At 68.2% G+C, this 16,262-nt stretch carries 16 protein-coding genes; 3 read left to right on the top strand and 13 right to left on the bottom strand.

The window, feature by feature from the left end:
- Positions 1-26 precede the first annotated feature (26 nt).
- The gene (locus L687_RS41275; RefSeq protein ID WP_021201712.1) at positions 27-314 is read left to right on the top strand and encodes a hypothetical protein; all 288 of its coding nucleotides are present in this window, start codon (positions 27-29) and stop codon (positions 312-314) included.
- Between the two features lie 12 nt (positions 315-326).
- Here L687_RS41275 and L687_RS41270 read toward each other — a convergent pair whose 3' ends face one another.
- Complete coding sequence (locus L687_RS41270) at positions 327-1,961, bottom strand: hypothetical protein (protein ID WP_021201711.1); 1,635 nt, start codon at positions 1,959-1,961, stop codon at positions 327-329.
- Positions 1,958-3,493: an FGGY-family carbohydrate kinase gene (locus L687_RS41265; RefSeq protein WP_021201710.1), complete on the bottom strand. Its 1,536-nt coding sequence runs from the start codon at positions 3,491-3,493 to the stop codon at positions 1,958-1,960. The genes L687_RS41270 and L687_RS41265 overlap by 4 nt, the downstream gene beginning before the upstream one ends.
- Before the next feature lie 194 nt (positions 3,494-3,687).
- Here L687_RS41265 and L687_RS41260 point away from each other — a divergent pair, with 194 nt between their 5' ends.
- Complete coding sequence (locus tag L687_RS41260) at positions 3,688-3,978, top strand: hypothetical protein (RefSeq protein ID WP_021201709.1); 291 nt, start codon at positions 3,688-3,690, stop codon at positions 3,976-3,978.
- Positions 3,979-3,995: 17 nt separating this feature from the next.
- Here the strand turns inward: L687_RS41260 and L687_RS41255 are convergent, their stop codons facing one another.
- On the bottom strand, positions 3,996-4,982 hold the full coding sequence (locus tag L687_RS41255; RefSeq protein ID WP_021201708.1) for a LacI family DNA-binding transcriptional regulator: 987 nt from the start codon (positions 4,980-4,982) through the stop codon (positions 3,996-3,998).
- Between the two features lie 157 nt (positions 4,983-5,139).
- On the opposite strand from L687_RS41255, the gene L687_RS41250 reads away from it, so the two are divergent.
- Positions 5,140-5,937: a DeoR/GlpR family DNA-binding transcription regulator gene (locus L687_RS41250; protein ID WP_021201707.1), complete on the top strand. Its 798-nt coding sequence runs from the start codon at positions 5,140-5,142 to the stop codon at positions 5,935-5,937.
- A 45-nt stretch (positions 5,938-5,982) separates the two neighbouring features.
- Here L687_RS41250 and L687_RS41245 read toward each other — a convergent pair whose 3' ends face one another.
- The 10 genes from L687_RS41245 to L687_RS41200 form a co-directional block, all read right to left on the bottom strand.
- Positions 5,983-6,942, bottom strand: coding sequence for a ketose-bisphosphate aldolase (locus L687_RS41245; RefSeq protein ID WP_021201706.1), 960 nt, complete (start codon positions 6,940-6,942; stop codon positions 5,983-5,985).
- 9 nt (positions 6,943-6,951) lie between these two features.
- Positions 6,952-7,608 (bottom strand): class II aldolase/adducin family protein, encoded by a 657-nt coding sequence (locus L687_RS41240; protein WP_021201705.1) that lies wholly within the window; start codon positions 7,606-7,608, stop codon positions 6,952-6,954.
- Positions 7,605-9,116: an FGGY-family carbohydrate kinase gene (locus tag L687_RS41235; protein ID WP_021201704.1), complete on the bottom strand. Its 1,512-nt coding sequence runs from the start codon at positions 9,114-9,116 to the stop codon at positions 7,605-7,607. Before L687_RS41235 ends, L687_RS41240 begins: the two co-directional genes overlap by 4 nt.
- Positions 9,113-10,000, bottom strand: a complete 888-nt coding sequence (locus tag L687_RS41230; protein ID WP_021201703.1) for a carbohydrate ABC transporter permease — start codon at positions 9,998-10,000, stop codon at positions 9,113-9,115. The genes L687_RS41235 and L687_RS41230 overlap by 4 nt, the downstream gene beginning before the upstream one ends.
- On the bottom strand, positions 9,997-10,887 hold the full coding sequence (locus L687_RS41225) for a carbohydrate ABC transporter permease (protein WP_021201702.1): 891 nt from the start codon (positions 10,885-10,887) through the stop codon (positions 9,997-9,999). Before L687_RS41225 ends, L687_RS41230 begins: the two co-directional genes overlap by 4 nt.
- Positions 10,888-10,966: 79 nt before the next feature.
- A complete protein-coding gene (locus tag L687_RS41220) occupies positions 10,967-12,283 on the bottom strand; it encodes an ABC transporter substrate-binding protein (RefSeq protein ID WP_021201701.1) in 1,317 nt (438 codons plus the stop codon).
- Between the two features lie 280 nt (positions 12,284-12,563).
- Positions 12,564-13,004, bottom strand: a complete 441-nt coding sequence (locus L687_RS41215; protein WP_021201700.1) for a DoxX family protein — start codon at positions 13,002-13,004, stop codon at positions 12,564-12,566.
- Positions 13,005-13,123: 119 nt separating this feature from the next.
- The gene (locus tag L687_RS41210; protein ID WP_021201699.1) at positions 13,124-13,993 is read right to left on the bottom strand and encodes a dihydrodipicolinate synthase family protein; all 870 of its coding nucleotides are present in this window, start codon (positions 13,991-13,993) and stop codon (positions 13,124-13,126) included.
- On the bottom strand, positions 13,990-15,645 hold the full coding sequence (locus L687_RS41205) for a tripartite tricarboxylate transporter permease (RefSeq protein WP_021201698.1): 1,656 nt from the start codon (positions 15,643-15,645) through the stop codon (positions 13,990-13,992). Before L687_RS41205 ends, L687_RS41210 begins: the two co-directional genes overlap by 4 nt.
- Entirely contained in the window at positions 15,642-16,199 is a 558-nt protein-coding gene (locus L687_RS41200) for a tripartite tricarboxylate transporter TctB family protein (RefSeq protein WP_021201697.1), read from the bottom strand. The genes L687_RS41205 and L687_RS41200 overlap by 4 nt, the downstream gene beginning before the upstream one ends.
- Positions 16,200-16,262: the final 63 nt, after the last annotated feature.

The following is a 16,262-nucleotide window of genomic DNA, read 5'->3' as shown; positions in this document are numbered from 1 at the left end:
TGGCCGCTCCGACTCACACTGGAGGCATGCGCTTGACCGACCCACAGGTATGGACGCTGATCGGCGTGTTCGCCGCCGTCATGCTCGGCGGCATGACGCTCATGACGACACAGCTGAGCCGCATCATCCGCGTCGAGGTCGATCGCGTCGAGGGCTCGCTCACCGCTCGCATCGATCGCGTCGAAGGCATCCTCTCGGCTCGCATCGACGGCATCGACGGCATCGACGGTCGACTCGGACGCATCGAATCGACGCTCGGCGACCTCGACACGGAGCTGACGAATCTCGCGACGCGTTTCTGGCGATCGCAGTAGCTCCCGAGCCGATCAGACCGCCACGTCTCCCACCAGGTTGACCTTGATGCCCATACCGGCGAACATCGCGGCCTTCGCGATCAAGGCCTTGTCGGCCGTCTCGGCATCCGGGGCGTAGACCAGCTGGGCATGGTTGGCCTTGTGGCGGGCCATGAACTGGTCACGCGAGATGCCGTGCAGCACCACGTGCGCGATCGGCCATTCCGGGTTGGTGGCGTCCTTGCGCCGCTGCGTCTCCTCGGCAGGAAGCTCGACGACCGAGGCGCGGAAGATGTCGGCCTGCAGGATCCCCTCGGCGATGAACACCCGCGACAGCACGATCTCACCCGGCTTCGAGACGCCGTTGATGGTCGCACCGCCGGCCGGGAAGAACACGTGGCCCTGGCGCCAGCCCTCGGCGTTCTGCCACCCGCCCAGGTGCGAGGCGGGCACCGAGCCGGAGATCTCGTAGACCCAGACGAACTGCCCGTCGTAGTCCTCACCCCAGCGCACGTCGTGCAGGGTGTTGTCGGGCACGAGACCCATCGCGCGCCACACCCGGTCGGTCACGAGCGCGTCGACCGCGACCCCCTCGTCGGCTTCGTTGAAGTGCGGGAACGCGCGCCCCTCGTGCAGCACGCGTGAGCCGTCGCGCGAGGTGACGGGCGGCCGCTCGGTCGAGTTCAGGATGCCCTCGGCCAGGTCCGACGCCGGCACCAGGTCCTTGAGCCCCTGCTGGTACTGGATGCCGACCGCATCGAGTCCGAAGTCGTCGGCGATGCGGAGCGCGGCGATGTACATCTTCAGCTGCCACTGCACCTGTTCGCGCGTGAGCTCGGTGACGGCGTCGTCGCCGTAGCGGAACGTCATGCCCGCATCGATCAGCCAGTCGTAGGCGGCATCCGCCTCGTCCTCGGTGACGTTCAGCATCTCGGCGTACAGCGCCGACTGCGACAGCCGCTCCTTGTAGATGCCGGTCCCGTTGAGCAGCTCGTCGTCGAAGATCGCGTTGTACATGCCCATGCATCCTTCGTCGAAGACGCCGATGATCGCCTTCTCTGCGCGCAGCTCGGCCGCGAGCGCCTCACCCAGCTGCTTCTCGGGGCTCTCCGGCAGTGCGGGCAGTGCGCGCACGTGCGAGGCGTCGTGGGCGATGGCACCGGTCTCGGTCCATTCCCTGATGCCGTCGGTGAACCACTGATCGGTGAAGTCGACCGACCACGTCGTCGCATAGGGCTTGTCCATCTTGGTCAGACCCGCGTTCAGCCCGAGCAGCCCGACGAGTCCTGGCCAGTCCCCCGCGAAGTTCGCGACGGTGAGGATCGGCCCCTCATGCGACCGCAGACCGGCGAGCACGTGGTGGGAGTACTGCCAGTTGGCGATGGCGACGACGAGGGGAGCATCGACGGGAATGCTCTTGAACACCTCGAGTCCCATCCGCTGGCTCGAGATGAAGCCATGGCCGGTCTCGGGGTCGACGCCGAACGGGCGGATGACTTCCCAGCCGAGCGCGTTCAGCACACCGGTCACGCCGCTCTCCAGCTCGACCTGCGTCGGCCAGCCGGCGACGTTCGCCGACTCGCGCAGGTCTCCGGACGTGATGATGTATGCCGTCTTCGGCGCGGTGGCCGGACGGGTCGCCGGCGTCGGCAGGGTGTAGGTGGTCATGATGCCTCCGGGGCGGTGGGGGTCGGGTTGTCGATGGTCGCGGGCGTGCCGCGCTGGGCAGCGGCGAGTTCGTGGACGACGGGCTTCGACCCCTCGTACAGCCGCACGTAGCGGTCGAAGAGGGCGTCGTAGAGCGGGCGCACCGCCTCGTCGGGGTGGATGCGCTCGGAGATCGGGTTCCAGTCGGCGATGACCGGAGTCCCGTCCGGTGCGGCCGTCGCGGTCGCGGCGAGGAATGCCGCCCCGTAGCTCGCCCCGATCGTGGTCGCGGGCACCTCCTGCACGAGTCCGGTGACATCGGACACGATCTGCAACCACAAGCGCCCCTGGGTGCCGCCGCCGACCGCGACGATGCGGAGGATGTCCGCACCCGCCGCGCGCATGGTCTCGACGTTGTGGCGCACCCCGAGAGCCGTGGCCTCGAGCGCGGCCCGGTAGAGGTCACCGCGGGTGTGGTCGAGCGTGAGTCCCGCGATCACGCCCCGGGCGTCCGGGTCCTGGATCGGCGTGCGTTCGCCCGCGAAGTAGGGCAGGACGAGGAGGCCCCGCGCTCCGGCCCCCGAGGTCTCGGCTTCGGCGAGCAGCTCGGGATAGTCGGCGCTGGTCAGCCCCACGAGCCAGGCCGTCAGCGCGCCCGAGGTCGAGAGGCCGCCGGCGAGGTTGCGGGTGCCGGCGAAAGCACCGGCCGTGGTCCACATCGATGGCGTCCGCAGCGTCTCGGCACCGTTCGTGAAGACCATGAACATCGTGGTGCCGTACATCAGCATCAGGTCGCCGACCTCGTGCGCGCCGACGCTGACGGCCTCGGTCCAGGCGTCGATCGTGCCCGTGATCACGGGAGTGCCTGCGGGGATTCCGGTGAGCGCCGATGCCTCGGCCGTGACTTCGCCGGCGACATCTCCCGCCCACTGCAGAGTCGGCTGCTCGACATGCGCCGCGTATCGGTCCCACCAGGGGCCGTGCCAGCATTCGCCTTCGATGTCATAGAGGGGGGACACCTGACTGGCGGACTGGTGATCGAGCACGTAGGCGGCGGTGAGCTTGCGCACGAGCCACGTCGCGGGCATGTACAGCCGCCGCGCCCGTTCCCACGCCGCGGGCTCCTCGTCGGCGACCCAGGCGATCTTCGGTCCGCCCGCCTGCGAGGTCAGCGTCGACCCGCCGATGCGAGTGATGTCGTCGACGCCCAGCTCCCGGGTGAGGCGCTCGATCTGCACGGTCGAACGGGTGTCGACGCCGTACAGGATCGCCGGGCGCACCGGGACGTCATGCTCGTCGGCGAGGAGGATGCAGGGGCCCATTCCGCTGACGCCCACGCCGGCGATCTCGGCGTCCGGGACTGCGGCGAGCAACTCCCCCGAGATCGCGACGAACTCGTCCCACCAGATCGCGGCGTCCATCTCGACCCAGCCCGTGCGCGGACGATCGACATCGTGCGCCCTGGTCGCCGATGCCAGGATTCCACCGCCGGCATCCACCAGCACGCCCTTGCTGCTGGACGTGCCGATGTCCACCCCGAGGGTGCAGCGCATGGAGTCCTCCTCGTGCCCGGACGACGGAGTCCGGGCTTAATCGCCACTGTACGCGAAATCGATTTCATGACGCAAGGCGCGAGTCGTCCTGCACCACTCACGCCGAAGGGTGGTGCGCCCACCGACCGCAGCTTTCTGGCTGACCAGCACCGGAATACCGTGACATTCTGGGCACCCCGAATCAGACTGGAGGCATGCGCTTGGACGACCCGCAGGTATGGACGCTGATCGGCGTGTTCACGACCATGATGCTCGGCGGCATGACCCTCATGACGATGCAGTTCAGCCGGGTGATCCGCGCCGAGGTCGGTGGCCTGCGCGGCGAGCTGCGGGGCGAGATCGGTGGCCTGCGCGGCGATCTGAGCGGGCGGCTGGAGAGTCTCGAGGGCCGGCTCACCGGCCGCATCGACGCCCTGGAGCACAAGGTCGACAGCCTCGACAAAGAGGTGGCGAACCTCGCGACGCGGTTCTGGCGCTCGCAGTAGCCGGCCCGACCGCCCGCTCAGCTCCGCACGGCGCTCGCGGGCTGAAGCTCGTTGCGCAGCACGACCGTGCGCGCCGGCTGGGTGTCACCCTTGATCCGTTCGAGCAGCATCCGCGCCGCGGTCACACCCATGTGCCGCGCCGGAAGGCGCACCACGGTCACGACACTCGGCGAGAGCGTCGTGAACGGCAGCGAGCCGATCACGGCGACACCCACGTCCGGCGGGGTGAGTCCGTGCTCCGTGAGCACCTGGATCGCTCCGACACCGATCAGATTGTTGCCGGCCACCACCGCATCCGGAGGTTCCGGGAGGGCGAGCAGTTCCTCCATCGCGGCACGCCCGCCGTCGACGCGGAACGTCGCGAAGCGCTCGAGGCCGTCGAGGGCGAGATCGGGATATGCCGCGGCGAGCGCGGAACGCCATCCCGCAGCGCGCTCGGCGGCGGTGTCGATGTGCGCGGGCCCTCCGATATAGGCGATGCGACGGTGCCCGGCATCGATCAGACTCCGCGTCGCCGATGTGCCTGCCGCCCGATTGGCCATCACCACGCCGTCGATGTCGTAGGTCGTGCTGCGGTCGACGGCCACGACCGGCCGGCCGGTGGCGAGGAGGCTGTCGAGGTCGGAGTGCTCATCAGCGGTCGCGATGATCACGCCGGACATGTTCTCGGCGATCGCGATGCGGAGGTACGTGGCCTCCTTCTCCACCTGCGCATCGGAATTGCAGAGCACGACGGAGTACCCGGCCTCCGAGGCGACATCCTCGACCCCTCTCGCCATCTCGGTGAAGTACGGGTTCTCGATGTCGGGGATCACGAGGGCGATGACCTCGGAACTCTGTCGACGCAGCGAGCGGGCGGCCCGATTGGGCGTGAAGTCGAGCGTCGCGGCGGCCGCACGGACGGCGGCGACCTTCTCGTCCGACACGCTCGTGCCGTTGAAGACGCGCGAGACCGTCGCGGGCGAGACGCCGGCGAGCGCGGCGACGTCGTAGATCGTTGCCATGCGCTCCTCTGCTTCCCGCCGACTGCTGCTGCCCCGGCTCGCCCGCCGACAACGCCCGGATGATGCGGCAGCCGGGTGGTGCAACAGGTGCAACAGTATCGCGCGGCGCCGGCGGCGCACCCGTCGGCTGCTCCGCCGTCCCGAGTACGCTGAGGGGATGCCAGAGTGGTCGCAGACGGTCCCCGCAACGGTGCGGCGCGAGCAGATCGTATCGATCATCGAGCGTCAGGGCTTCGCCCGCGTGCAGGAGCTGAGCCGCACCCTCAGCGTGTCCGAGGTCACGGTGCGCAGCGACCTCGACCTCCTCGCCGAGGAGAACGTCATCCAGCGCGTTCACGGCGGAGCGATCTCGGGCATCAAGTCCACCGCCCACTCCCCGGACTACGAGCGGGCCCTCACGCGCGCCGTCACCGAGAAGCGACGCATCGGCAATGCTGCGGCCGCGCTGGTCGAGAGCGAGATGGCGATCCTGCTCGATGCCGGGACGACGACGCTCGCGATCGCCCGCGCCCTGCGAGCCCGGGAGGATCTGCGCGGCGTCGTGGTGTTCACCAACTCCCTCACGATCGCGCTCGAGCTCGGCGTCGCGGAGCCGCACCAGATCACCGTCGTCGTCACCGGCGGCACCGTGAACTACAAGCAGCGCTCGCTCATCGACCCGATGGGCGACATGTTCATCGGGTCCGTGCACAGCGACATCTGCTTCATCGGCTGCAACGGGGTGTCGGAGCGGGGGTTCACGAACTCCAGCCTCCCCGAGGTCACCATGAAGAGGCGCTACCTCGACTCGGCGGCGCGGGCCATCGTGGTCGCCGACAGCTCGAAGATCGGCAAGAGTCAGGTGATCCAGGTGGCTCCGCTCGCGCGCGTCGACGTGCTGATCACCGGCGTCGAAGCGCCTCCGGCCGAGCTGGAGACGCTTCGAGAGGCCGGACTCGCGATCGAGCTCGCCTGACCTGCGAGATCCAGCTCGTCACGCCTCACCCGCGGGGCCGGCGCCTCAGGCGCGACCCGAGGAGCCGAACTCACGCATGCGCTGCGTGACCATCGCCCGGAATGCGCCCATCGCGGGGCGCAGCTGCTCGCTGGGCTCGACCACCGCGGGGTTCTCCTGCAGGAATGTGCGCAGCGCGGCACTCCAGGCCAGGTGGGAGTCGGTACCCTGGTTGATCTTGCGGATGCCTGCGGCGATCCCCTCCGCCTTCTGCTCAGGCGAGATCCCGTACGAGGGCCGCACGTCACCGCCGTGTGCGTTGATCCTGGCGACCGCCTCGGCGGGCACCGACGAGGAACCGTGCAGCACCAGGAAGGTGTCCGGCAGACGTCCTCTGATCTCCGAGATGAGGCCGAGCCGCAGCCGTTGGCCTCCGGCCTCGTCAGTGAACTTGACCGAGCCGTGACTCGTGCCCACTGCCACCGCGAGCGCGTCCACCCCGGTCTGTTCCACGAACTCGACGGCCTGATCGGGGTCGGCGAACACGATCTCCTCGAGCACCCCGGTGACACCCGCCTCCGCCCCGCCGATCGTGCCGAGCTCGCCCTCGACGCTCACACCGAAGGGCACGGCCGCCTCGACCACCCGGCGCGTGAGCGCCACGTTGTCGGCGAAGGAGGCGGGTTCATCGGTGCCGCTCGCTCTGCTCGCGTCGATCATCACGCTGGTGAAGCCGTGGTCCATGGCACGCGCGCAGTCGTCATGGGTGCGCCCGTGATCGAGATGCAGCACTGCGGGGACATGCTCGTATTCGGCGACCAGACCCCTCAGGCGGTGCCACCAGCGCGATTCGTCGTCGTAGGCGGACATCCCCGCGATCGCCTGCACGATCACGGGCGAACGCTCCGTCTCGGCGGCATCGAGCACCGCGATCGCCTGATCGATGCTCGACACGTTGAAGGCGCCGACGGCGTAGCCGCCCGCGTCGGCGTCGGCGAGCGCGGTACGCAGAGTCTGCAGTGCCATCCGTGATCCTCAGAGCGACTCGGTGATGCCGAGCGTGTCGTAGTCGAGCACGATCGGGGTGTCGGTGAGCGCGCGGGCGTAGGCCTGCACCTTGGCCGCCGACTCCACCGCGACACTGGTCTTGAACGCGTCACGCAGGTTCGGCCCGACCGTGAGCAGGCCGTGGTTCGCCCACACCACCGCGTTGAGGTCGCCCATCGCGTCGCACATGTGCTCGCCGAATTCGGTGTTGTTGCTGAGCTCGAACGGCATGATCGGCACGTCGCCCTTGGTGTAGATCACCATGTTCACCAGCGTCCCGAGGATCGGCGACCCCACGACGCCCCAGACGTTGGAGAACACCGGCTCGGAGTGCACGATCGCGTTCACGTCGGGTCGACGCCGGTAGACGGCCATGTGCACGGTGACCTCGCTCGACGGCCCGAGCCGTCCGTCGATCACCTCGCTGTCGCCGTTGACGAGCACGATGTCATCGGCGCTCATCTTGTCGTACTCGAGGTCGGTCGGCGTGATCAGGAACCGGTCCTCGACGCCGGGAACGCGGATGCTGATGTTGCCCTGCGTGTTGAAGTTGAGTCCGTACTCCATCGAACGCAGGCAGTAGTCGAGGATCTCCTCGCGCGCGGCGTCGATGTCGAAGTCGAGCTGGAGCGTCGTCTCGGTCATTTCGTGTTCTCCTTCTGGTGGGGCGGGTTCTGGGTCGGCCACGATGGCCGGGCCAGGTGCGGCGCGATGCCGCGGGTCACGTCGTAGAGGGCGGCGTAGGCGGCTCGCTGCGCGGCGTACCACTCGCCCGATGCGGGGTCGGGCTCGGCCGCAGCCGCGGGGTCGGGGGCGACGAGGAGATCCGAGGAATCGGCGCCGAGACCGCGGAGTGCGAGCATCGCCGCCCCACGGGCGGATGCGTCACGGGCGACCGGCGTGAGTCGCGTCCCGGCCGCGGCGGCACGGGCGGAGAGCGCCTCGGCGTTCTCGGAACCTGCGCCGGTGACCTGGAGGTCATCGACGCGGACCCCGTGGCGGTCCAGGGCCGCGATGATCTTGTGGAACTCGAAGCCTGCGGCCTCCACGACGGCTCGCGCCAGTTGCGGCACGGTCGTGTCGAGCGTGAGGCCGTGGATCGTTCCGCGCGCGGAGGGGTCGTTGTCGAGGGTGCCGGAGCCGGCGAGGTACGGCAGCACGAGGAGAGAGGGCGGATCCTCGGCGAGCGCGCCGAACACATCGCCGACGTCACGGCCCAGGAGGGTCGCCAGCCATTCCAGCGCCCATCCGCCTGCGGCGGTTCCGGCGAGGGTGATCCATGTCTCGTCATCGAGTCGGTAGCTGGCGAAGCCGGTCGACTCGAGTCCACGCGGGCGTTCGCGGGTGGCGACGGAGAGGCAGTCGCTCGACCCGAGCGCGATCACGGACCGCACTCCCGCCTCTCCACCGGCGCCGAGGAAGGCAGCCGCCTGGTCGTGCGTGCCGGCAACCAGGCGCGTGCCGGGTGCGACGCCGAGCACGGCAGCCGCCTGGTCGTGGACGCCGGCGATCACGGTTCCCGATGCCACGGGGACCGGGAGCCGGTCTTCCCGCACCCACGGGGCGGAGGCGGCCACGGCTTCGAGGATCTCGCTGCTCCATTCGCCTCGATCGACGTCGAGGATGCCGGTACGCGCGGCCTGACCGAGGTCGATGGCAGCGACACCGCTCCACCGCTCGGCGACCAGATCCCCGATGCAGCGGTAACCCGCGGCCGCAGACCAGACATCATCGCCGGCCATGATCTTGAAGACCGAGAACATCCCGTGCAACGGCTGTCCGGTGATCGCGGTGAAGCGGCCGTCTCCGAGCCGCGCACCCAGCACGGCGGCGTGTTCGATGCCGCGCGTGTCCATGCTCACCGCCACCGGAGCGAGCGGTACGCCGGCCCCGTCGACAGGTACGACGGCCTCGCCGAGCACGCTGAAGCCGATCGCCTGCACCGCGTCGCCGAGTTGCTCTGCCTCCGCCGCCGCTGCGCGCACCACGCTCTCGGCGGCGACGATGATCTCCTCGGCATCGAGCTCGACGCGCCCGCGACCGTCGCGCCGCAGCATCAGCGGTGCCGACGCCCCACCGAGCGTCCGTCCGTCTGCGGCGAAGGCGACGGCCCGCACGCCACTGGTTCCGAGATCGAGGCCGATGACGCTCATTTGATCGCTCCCGACAGGCCGTTCACCAGGTACTTCTGGATGAAGACGAACAGCAGCACGACCGGGATGGAGATCAGCACCAGGATCGCGAACAGTGCCCCCGGCTGTGACAGGTACATGCCGCGGTAGGCGAGCGGCACGAGGGTGAGCGGCTTGAGCTCGTTGTCGCCGAGCGTGACGAGCGGCAGCAGGAAGTCGTTCCAGCTCATCATCGTCTGCCACACCGCGACCACGGCGAGGGCGGGCTTGCCGAGCGGCAGGTAGATGCGCCAGAAGATCTGCCAGCTGTTCGCCCCGTCGAGTCGTGCGGCCTCGTAGGTCTCGAGCGGGATCGCGAGGTAGGAGGTGCGGATGATGATGACCGCGAACGGCAGGCCGAGTGCGCTGTACACCAGGACGAGCCCGAGGAGGTTGTTGTACAGCTGCATCGACTGCAGGATGCGGAACGTCGCGACCACGATGCTCGACATCGGGAGGATCAGCGCGAGGATCAGCACCCCGAAGATCAGGGCCTTCAGCGGAACCCGCAGTCGGGCCAGGGCGAACGCGGTCATCGATCCGAGCAGACAGACCAGCAGCACCGAAGGCACCGTGATGAGGAGGCTGTTGAGCAGGTGCAACAGGATCGGGTTCTGGTCCCAGATCGTGAGGTAGTTCTTGACGCTGAATTCCGCGGGGAACAGCCCGAAGAACTGCGTGCCGGGGTTGTTCGGCGGCATCATCGAGAGCCCGACGACCATGATGATCGGTACGAGCCAGAGCACGGCGAGCGGCACGAGCACGAAGTGCAGCCAGCCGACGCGGCGTCCGGGAGCACCGTGGCGGTGACGGCCGACGGTGTCCTTCGGGACGATCAGGGTGCGGGTCTCGCTCGTCGCGGTCATTTCTCGTCTCCTGTGATGAATCCGGCGCCGAACACCCGCACCATCGAGAGCGAGCTCACGACGGCGACGACGAGCAGCACGACGCTGATGGCCGAGGCGTACCCGACGTTCTGCAGCTGGAACGCCTCCAGGAACGCGAAGGTGGGCAGCATCTCCGACGCGTGGTTGGGTCCGCCCTGCGTGAGCACGTAGACGAGCTCGAAGGTCTTGAGCGAACCGATGATCCCGAGGAGCACGAGCGACAGTGTGGTGGTCTTCAGCAGGGGGAACGTGATCCGCACCATGGTCTGGAAACCGTTGGCGCCGTCGATGCGCGCCGCCTCCACGAGGCTGGGATCGATCAGCTGCAGCCCCGCGAGGTAGAACAGCATCGAGAACCCGGTCCACATCCAGACGTTCACGAAGATCACCGCGAAGATCGCCGTCTGCGGATCGGCCAGGTAGTTGCCGCCGAGGAAGGTGAGCCCTGTGGCCTTGCCGATGGCGGTGAGCACGCCGTTGAAAGGGTCGAGGATGCGCTGCCACACGATCCCGACCACGACCGGCGAGAGGATCGCGGGGATGAAGAAGATCGCCCGGTAGATCGTGCTGCCGCGGAGCCCCTGGTTGAGGGCGACGGCGAGGAGGAAGCCGATCACGCCCTGGGGGACGATCGTCAGCACGATCCAGAACGCCGAGTTGCGCAGCGTGATGAGGAACGTCGGATCCTGGAACAGCTCCAGGTAGTTGCCGATGCCGACTGCCGTGCCGACGTTGACACCGTCCCAGTCGAGCGTGCTCGCCTGCACGTTGTACACGATCGGGTACACGACGAATACGGCGAACAGGATGAGGGTCGGTGCCAGGAAGGCCAGGCCGACCAGCCGCTCTCTCGTCAGGATCTTCATGCGCGCTCCTCTCGGCGCAGGGTCCGGGGAAGAGGTCCCGGACCCTGCACGAACTCCACTGCTGCCACAGGTTCCTGAGCTACAGGGTGTCCTGGACGGCCTGGACGGATTCCGCTGCCTCCTGCGGAGTGGCGTCACCGGTCGCGATGGCGGCGAGCGCATCGGCCACGGCCTGGTCGAGCTTGGGCGACTCGAAGTAGCGCGAGTACTTCACCTGCGGGAGCCACTCGTCGACGAACAGGTTCCAGATCTGCTCCTGCTTCTCGCTCGTGAACTTCTCCGGAGCGAGACCGGTGACGGCGGGGACATCGTTCATGGTGTTGACGAGCTTCTGCGCGGCGGAGCCGGCGATGAAGTCGGTGAGCACCTTGCAGGCGAGGTCGGGGTTGGCCGTGTTCTTCGAGATGCCCAGGCTCACGTCGATGCCGCCGACGAACTGCGGCTCGGCGGCACCGCCGGGGATGGTCGGGAACAGGAACGGCTCGTACCCGGACATGCCCTCCGACAGCGGCGGGATGTCGGACTTGGTCGGGTCGGACTGCTGGATCCACCAGGCACCGAGGGGGATCATGGCGGCGTTGCCCGCCTCGAACTGGTTCACCGCCGACGGGTAGGCGTCGAGGCCGATCGCACCGTCCTGGGCGATGCCGTCGGAGAACAGCTTGCCCCAGTACTCGAACGCCTTCACGATGGCCGGGTCTGTCCATTGCACGGAACCGGCCTCTGCCTCATAGACGGTTCCGGGCGAGACGTTGTTGGCGATCTGCAGGAAGACGACGTTGCGCAGCCAGGAGTCCTTCGCGGGCAGGAGGAACGGGGCGGCGTCGCCACCGCTCAGGTCCTTCGTGGTCTGCACGAGCTCGTCCCAGGTCTTCGGCACACTCAGACCGGCGTCGTCGAAGATCTCGGAGTTGGCCCAGAGGTTGACCGTCTGGGTGAGGATGGGGAGCGAGTAGAAGTTGTCGTCGCCCTCGGGGTTGCCCATTCGGGCCTGTTCGATGCCGATCGGGTAGAACTTGCTCTGCCAGTCGTCACCCCAGGTCTCGGCGGCGCAGTCCTGCAGAGGCATCAGGTTCTCGCGGTACTGCTGGGTGAGCGCTCCGGGCTGCAGGCCGAGCACGTCGGGCATCGTGTTCGAGCTGGCACGGCTCTGCAGGTCGACGAGGTACTCCGGGTAGTTGAAGATCGTCGCGTCGATCTTCGATCCGTCGTTCTCCGCTTGGAAGGCCTCGATCATCTGACGGGTCGTCTGCTCGATCGGGCTCCACGAGCGGAACGTGATGGTGTCGCTGGAGGCGTTTCCCGACGCGTCCGGCGCTGCGCCGCCGGCGCAGGCGGTGACTCCGAGGGCGGTGATGACCGTGGCCACTCCCGCCAGGCTCCTCTTGAGCTTCATCTGCAATCCCCTTACTTCGCTGTAAAAGTCCTCGGCGAGATGCCGAATGCGCTCAGTTTAGGTTTATTTGCGTATTTGACGCCAGGAATACGGGGAACCTCAGTGAAAGTCTTTTCTTTTTTGTGTTTTCGCATACCTTTGTCGTCGAAAACGAAAGCGGAGGTGCGCGTGGAGGCCGCAACGACGCGGAATGCGGGTTTCCCTTCCGCAACACACCCCGCACAGACGACGGATGCCGCGACCCCTCGGGCCGCGGCATCCGTCGTGATGCGGAGGTTCTTCAGCTCAGCCAGGCCGGTGCGCGTCCCCGCAGGAACGCACCGTCCAGGGAGAAACGCCCGGCGCCTGTGAGCGCGAGGGCGAGAGCTGCCGCACCGAGGACGGCGACGAACTCGTAGCCGCCCTCGCCGACCCAGAGGCCCGCGGGAAGGTGCACGGCGATGAGCGCGACGATCATGTCGATGGCCAGCAGGATACCGACAGGACGGGTGAAGAGGCCGAGGATCAACAGGATGCCGCCGATGAGCTCGACGAAGGCGACGACAGGGCCGGCGATCTCCGGGAGCGGAATCCCCATGCCTGCGAAGCTGCCGATCGTTCCGGGGAGCGTGAACTCGAAGATCTTCTGCGCGCCGTGTGCGGCGAAGATCGCGCCGACGACCACGCGGAGGACCAGGAGTCCCAGCGAGGGTGCGGCGGAGGGGGCTGTGGTGTTCGTCATGAGGAGTTCTTCCTTCGTGGCAGGACACCCGCGCGCCAGGCGCGGAGCAGGGTCGTTCCCTGGTTCCACGCTAGGAAGACGACATTTCCATCTCCTGTGACCGTGTCACCTGTGACGTGTCACCGGTGCGCGGCCACCACCTCGGCGACGGCGGTGCGCTCGGCGGCACTCGGCTCGGCGATCGCCATGCGGCAGTGCGTGTCGACCACGTCGAGCACGCGGTACGCCTCCTTCATGCGGGCCATGTCGCCACCGATGAGCGCGACCACATCGTCGACCGCGGCCTGCGCAGCGACGATGGCCGCCGCGTCCCCGGACCGCGCGGCGTCGGCGAGGGCGCGGAACGGCTTCGGCGTGACGGACGATACCCCGGACACGACGCCCTGCGCCCCCACCTCGACGGCCGCGATCAGGTCGCGGTCGGCGCCGGTGTAGAGGTCGAAGTCGGCGGGCACGACGGTACGGTAGGCGGCGATGTCGTCGAGGGAGAGTTCGCTGATCTTGGCGCCCACGACGTTGGGCAGTCGTGCGAGACGCGCGAGGAGCTCCGGCGACACCGGGTTGCCGCTGCGGGCCGGGTAGATGTACACGTACAGCCGCCCGTCCCCGACGGCCTCCGACACCGCGCGGTAGTACTCGAAGATCGCGTCGTCCGTGGCCTGCAGGTAGTACGGCGTCAGCGCGGCGAACTCGGTCGCGCCCAGTCGGCGGGCGATACGGGTCAGCCGCACGGCCTCGAAGGTGCTGGGGCGACCGACGTGCACGACCACGCGCATGCGCTCTTGCAGCTCGGCCAACGCCGCTTCCACGATGGCCGCGAACTCGTCGGCGTCCACGGCGGGGAACTCGCCCGTCGTGCCGAGCACGAACGCTCCCTCGTTCCCCGAATCGGCGACGAACCGGAAGATCGCACGCGAGCCCTCGATGTCGAGGGTGCCGTCGCGGTGGAACGCGGTGGGCACGGCGGTCAGGATGTCATAGCGGGTCACTTCTCGGTCTCCTCGGAGTTCTTGCGGGTCTTGCGGGCATGACGCCCTGAGGTGTCGACGTTGCGGACGGTGGAGGTGAGCAGATCGGGCTGGGCGGCGAGCTCGTCGTGTGCCTTCTCGATCTGCTGGATGCTGTCGTCGTGCAGGATCGAGTCCGCGAGCGAGGCGCGCTCGGCACGGGGCCTCCGGGCGGCGCGGATGGCCGGCATCACGATCGAGAGCACGGCCAGGGCGAGCAGCACGAGCGCGATGGGGCTGACCACCTCGAAGAACGGACGCGTGGGGAGGATCGCCAGCGTGCGGGCGAGGTTCTCCTCGGCGAGCGGTCCGAGCAGGAGGCCGAGCACGACCGGACCGGCCGGCACCTGCATGCGCTTGAGCAGCACTCCGATCACACCGAAGACGAGCATCGTCACGACCGTCGAGAGGCTGTTCGAGGTGGCGTAGGTGCCGATGATGCAGAAGATCAGGATGCCGCTCCACAGATACGGCTGCGGCACGTCGAGCAGCTTCACCATGCCCTTCATGCGCACCAGGCTGAGCGCGAGGGAGAGGATCGTCGCGATCAGCATGATGCCCACGATCGAGACGACCAGGTCGGGGCGGTTGGTGAAGAGTGTGGGACCGGGGGTGATGCCCCAGATGATCATCGAGCCGATCATCACGGCCATCACCGAGTCACCGGGGATGCCGAGGGCCATGGTCGTCGTGAGGGAGCCGCCGAGGGTGGCGCTGGAGGCGGTGTCGGAGGCGGCGACACCCTCGATCGATCCCTTGCCGAACATCTCGGGGTGCTTCGACGCCTTGCGTGCCCGCTCCCATCCGATGAGTCCGGCGATGTCCCCACCGGCCGCGGGGATGAGCCCGACACCGAGTCCGACGGCGCCGCCGACCGCGGTCGCGCGCCCGCTCTGCTTCAGTTCGGCGCGGTTCGGCCACCAGCGGCCGAGACTCGAGATCGGGCGCACGGCCGACTTCCGATGCGTGAGCAGCTGGTCGAACAGCTCGGCGATGCCGAAGAGTCCGATGATCACGGCGATGAAGTTGACGCCCTCGACGAGTTCGAGCACCCCGAAGGTGAAGCGCTGGTCGGCGGTGGCCGCGTACGTGCCGACGCTGCCGAGCATGAGGCCGAAGAGTCCGGCGAGAATGCCCTTGAGCATCGACTTCGACGAGATGCCGATCATGATCGCGATGCCGAAGACCACGAGCGCGAACAGCTCGGGCGACTTGAAGTAGTCGCGGGCGAAGCTGGCGATCGGCACGGCGGCGACCGCGAAGAGCACGAGTGAGGCGAGGATGCCGACCGCCGAGACGATCGCCGAGACGGTGAGCGCGAGCCCCGCCCTTCCCTGCTTCGCCATCGGATACCCGTCGAGGGTGGTGGCGATGGACGCGGGCGTGCCCGGGGTGTTGATCAGGATGGACGGCACCCGGTCGCCGAAGTTCGCCGCGACGTAGATCGTCAGCAGCACGGCGAGACCCTGCACGGGCTCGAGGGTCATCGTGAAGCCGGCGGCGAGGGCGACGGCCATGGTCGCGGTGATGCCGGGGAACGCTCCGACCATGAACCCGAGCACGAGGCCGACGAGCATGTAGAGCAGGATCGAGATGTCGAGGAGCGAGTTCAGCCCCTCCATGAGCGCGTTCACAGGGGGATCCTCAGGAGCATCCCGAACACGACGTAGACGAACGCCGTGACGGAGACGGAGTAGATGACGAGGCTCAGCCAGCGGCGGTGGCCGTAGAGGAGCATGAGGGCGGCCATCAGCAGAGCGGCGGCGATCGGGAAGACCTCGATGCGGTAGCCGAACAGGATGACCGAACCCAGCGACCACAGCGCGATGAAGGTGCCGGTGATCGCGAGGGTGGCGATCACGCGCAGGTAGCCTCCTGGCTGGATGCGCTCGAGGTCTTCACGGGTGGGGGCCGGACGGGTGATCGCGACCGCGAGCAGCGCGATGGCGATGACGACGCCGGTGACCCCGATGACGAGGGGCCAGAAGCGGGCGTCGATCTGCCCGGGGGCGGCCTCGCGGCGCAGCGGGACCTGCGTTGCGAGGAAGAGGTAGCCGGCGGTGAACCCGAGGGCGACGACCGCGAACACGATCTCGAGGGGACGCGAGGCGGAGGCGCCCTGGTACCCGTCGTCCGTGGCGGCAACGGAGGCGTGCGTTGCAGACCCGTCCGATGCGGAGGTCGACATGGTGCTCCTTTCCTGATCCGAGAAGTGAGGGTGGGTGCTGCGGGGCCGGTGATGAGCCCGGCC

The sequence above is a fragment of the Microbacterium maritypicum MF109 genome (assembly GCF_000455825.1).
GTDB classification, from domain to species: Bacteria; Actinomycetota; Actinomycetes; order Actinomycetales; family Microbacteriaceae; genus Microbacterium; species Microbacterium maritypicum_A.
Note: the sequence above shows the minus strand (reverse complement) of the source record. Positions and strands in the feature narration are given on the sequence as shown.

What these genes read in the sequence shown, in the direction of transcription:
- L687_RS41245 (WP_021201706.1), bottom strand. Translation starts at nt 6,942, where the DNA reads ATGGCACTGCAGACTCTGCGTACCGCGCTCGCCGACGCCGACGCGGGC.
- L687_RS41270 (WP_021201711.1), bottom strand. Translation starts at nt 1,961, where the DNA reads ATGACCACCTACACCCTGCCGACGCCGGCGACCCGTCCGGCCACCGCG.
- L687_RS41260 (WP_021201709.1), top strand. Translation starts at nt 3,688, where the DNA reads ATGCGCTTGGACGACCCGCAGGTATGGACGCTGATCGGCGTGTTCACG.
- L687_RS41240 (WP_021201705.1), bottom strand. Translation starts at nt 7,608, where the DNA reads ATGACCGAGACGACGCTCCAGCTCGACTTCGACATCGACGCCGCGCGC.
- L687_RS41275 (WP_021201712.1), top strand. Translation starts at nt 27, where the DNA reads ATGCGCTTGACCGACCCACAGGTATGGACGCTGATCGGCGTGTTCGCC.
- L687_RS41215 (WP_021201700.1), bottom strand. Translation starts at nt 13,004, where the DNA reads ATGACGAACACCACAGCCCCCTCCGCCGCACCCTCGCTGGGACTCCTG.
- L687_RS41230 (WP_021201703.1), bottom strand. Translation starts at nt 10,000, where the DNA reads ATGACCGCGACGAGCGAGACCCGCACCCTGATCGTCCCGAAGGACACC.
- L687_RS41220 (WP_021201701.1), bottom strand. Translation starts at nt 12,283, where the DNA reads ATGAAGCTCAAGAGGAGCCTGGCGGGAGTGGCCACGGTCATCACCGCC.
- L687_RS41250 (WP_021201707.1), top strand. Translation starts at nt 5,140, where the DNA reads ATGCCAGAGTGGTCGCAGACGGTCCCCGCAACGGTGCGGCGCGAGCAG.
- L687_RS41255 (WP_021201708.1), bottom strand. Translation starts at nt 4,982, where the DNA reads ATGGCAACGATCTACGACGTCGCCGCGCTCGCCGGCGTCTCGCCCGCG.
- L687_RS41225 (WP_021201702.1), bottom strand. Translation starts at nt 10,887, where the DNA reads ATGAAGATCCTGACGAGAGAGCGGCTGGTCGGCCTGGCCTTCCTGGCA.
- L687_RS41265 (WP_021201710.1), bottom strand. Translation starts at nt 3,493, where the DNA reads ATGCGCTGCACCCTCGGGGTGGACATCGGCACGTCCAGCAGCAAGGGC.
- L687_RS41200 (WP_021201697.1), bottom strand. Translation starts at nt 16,199, where the DNA reads ATGTCGACCTCCGCATCGGACGGGTCTGCAACGCACGCCTCCGTTGCC.
- L687_RS41235 (WP_021201704.1), bottom strand. Translation starts at nt 9,116, where the DNA reads ATGAGCGTCATCGGCCTCGATCTCGGAACCAGTGGCGTGCGGGCCGTC.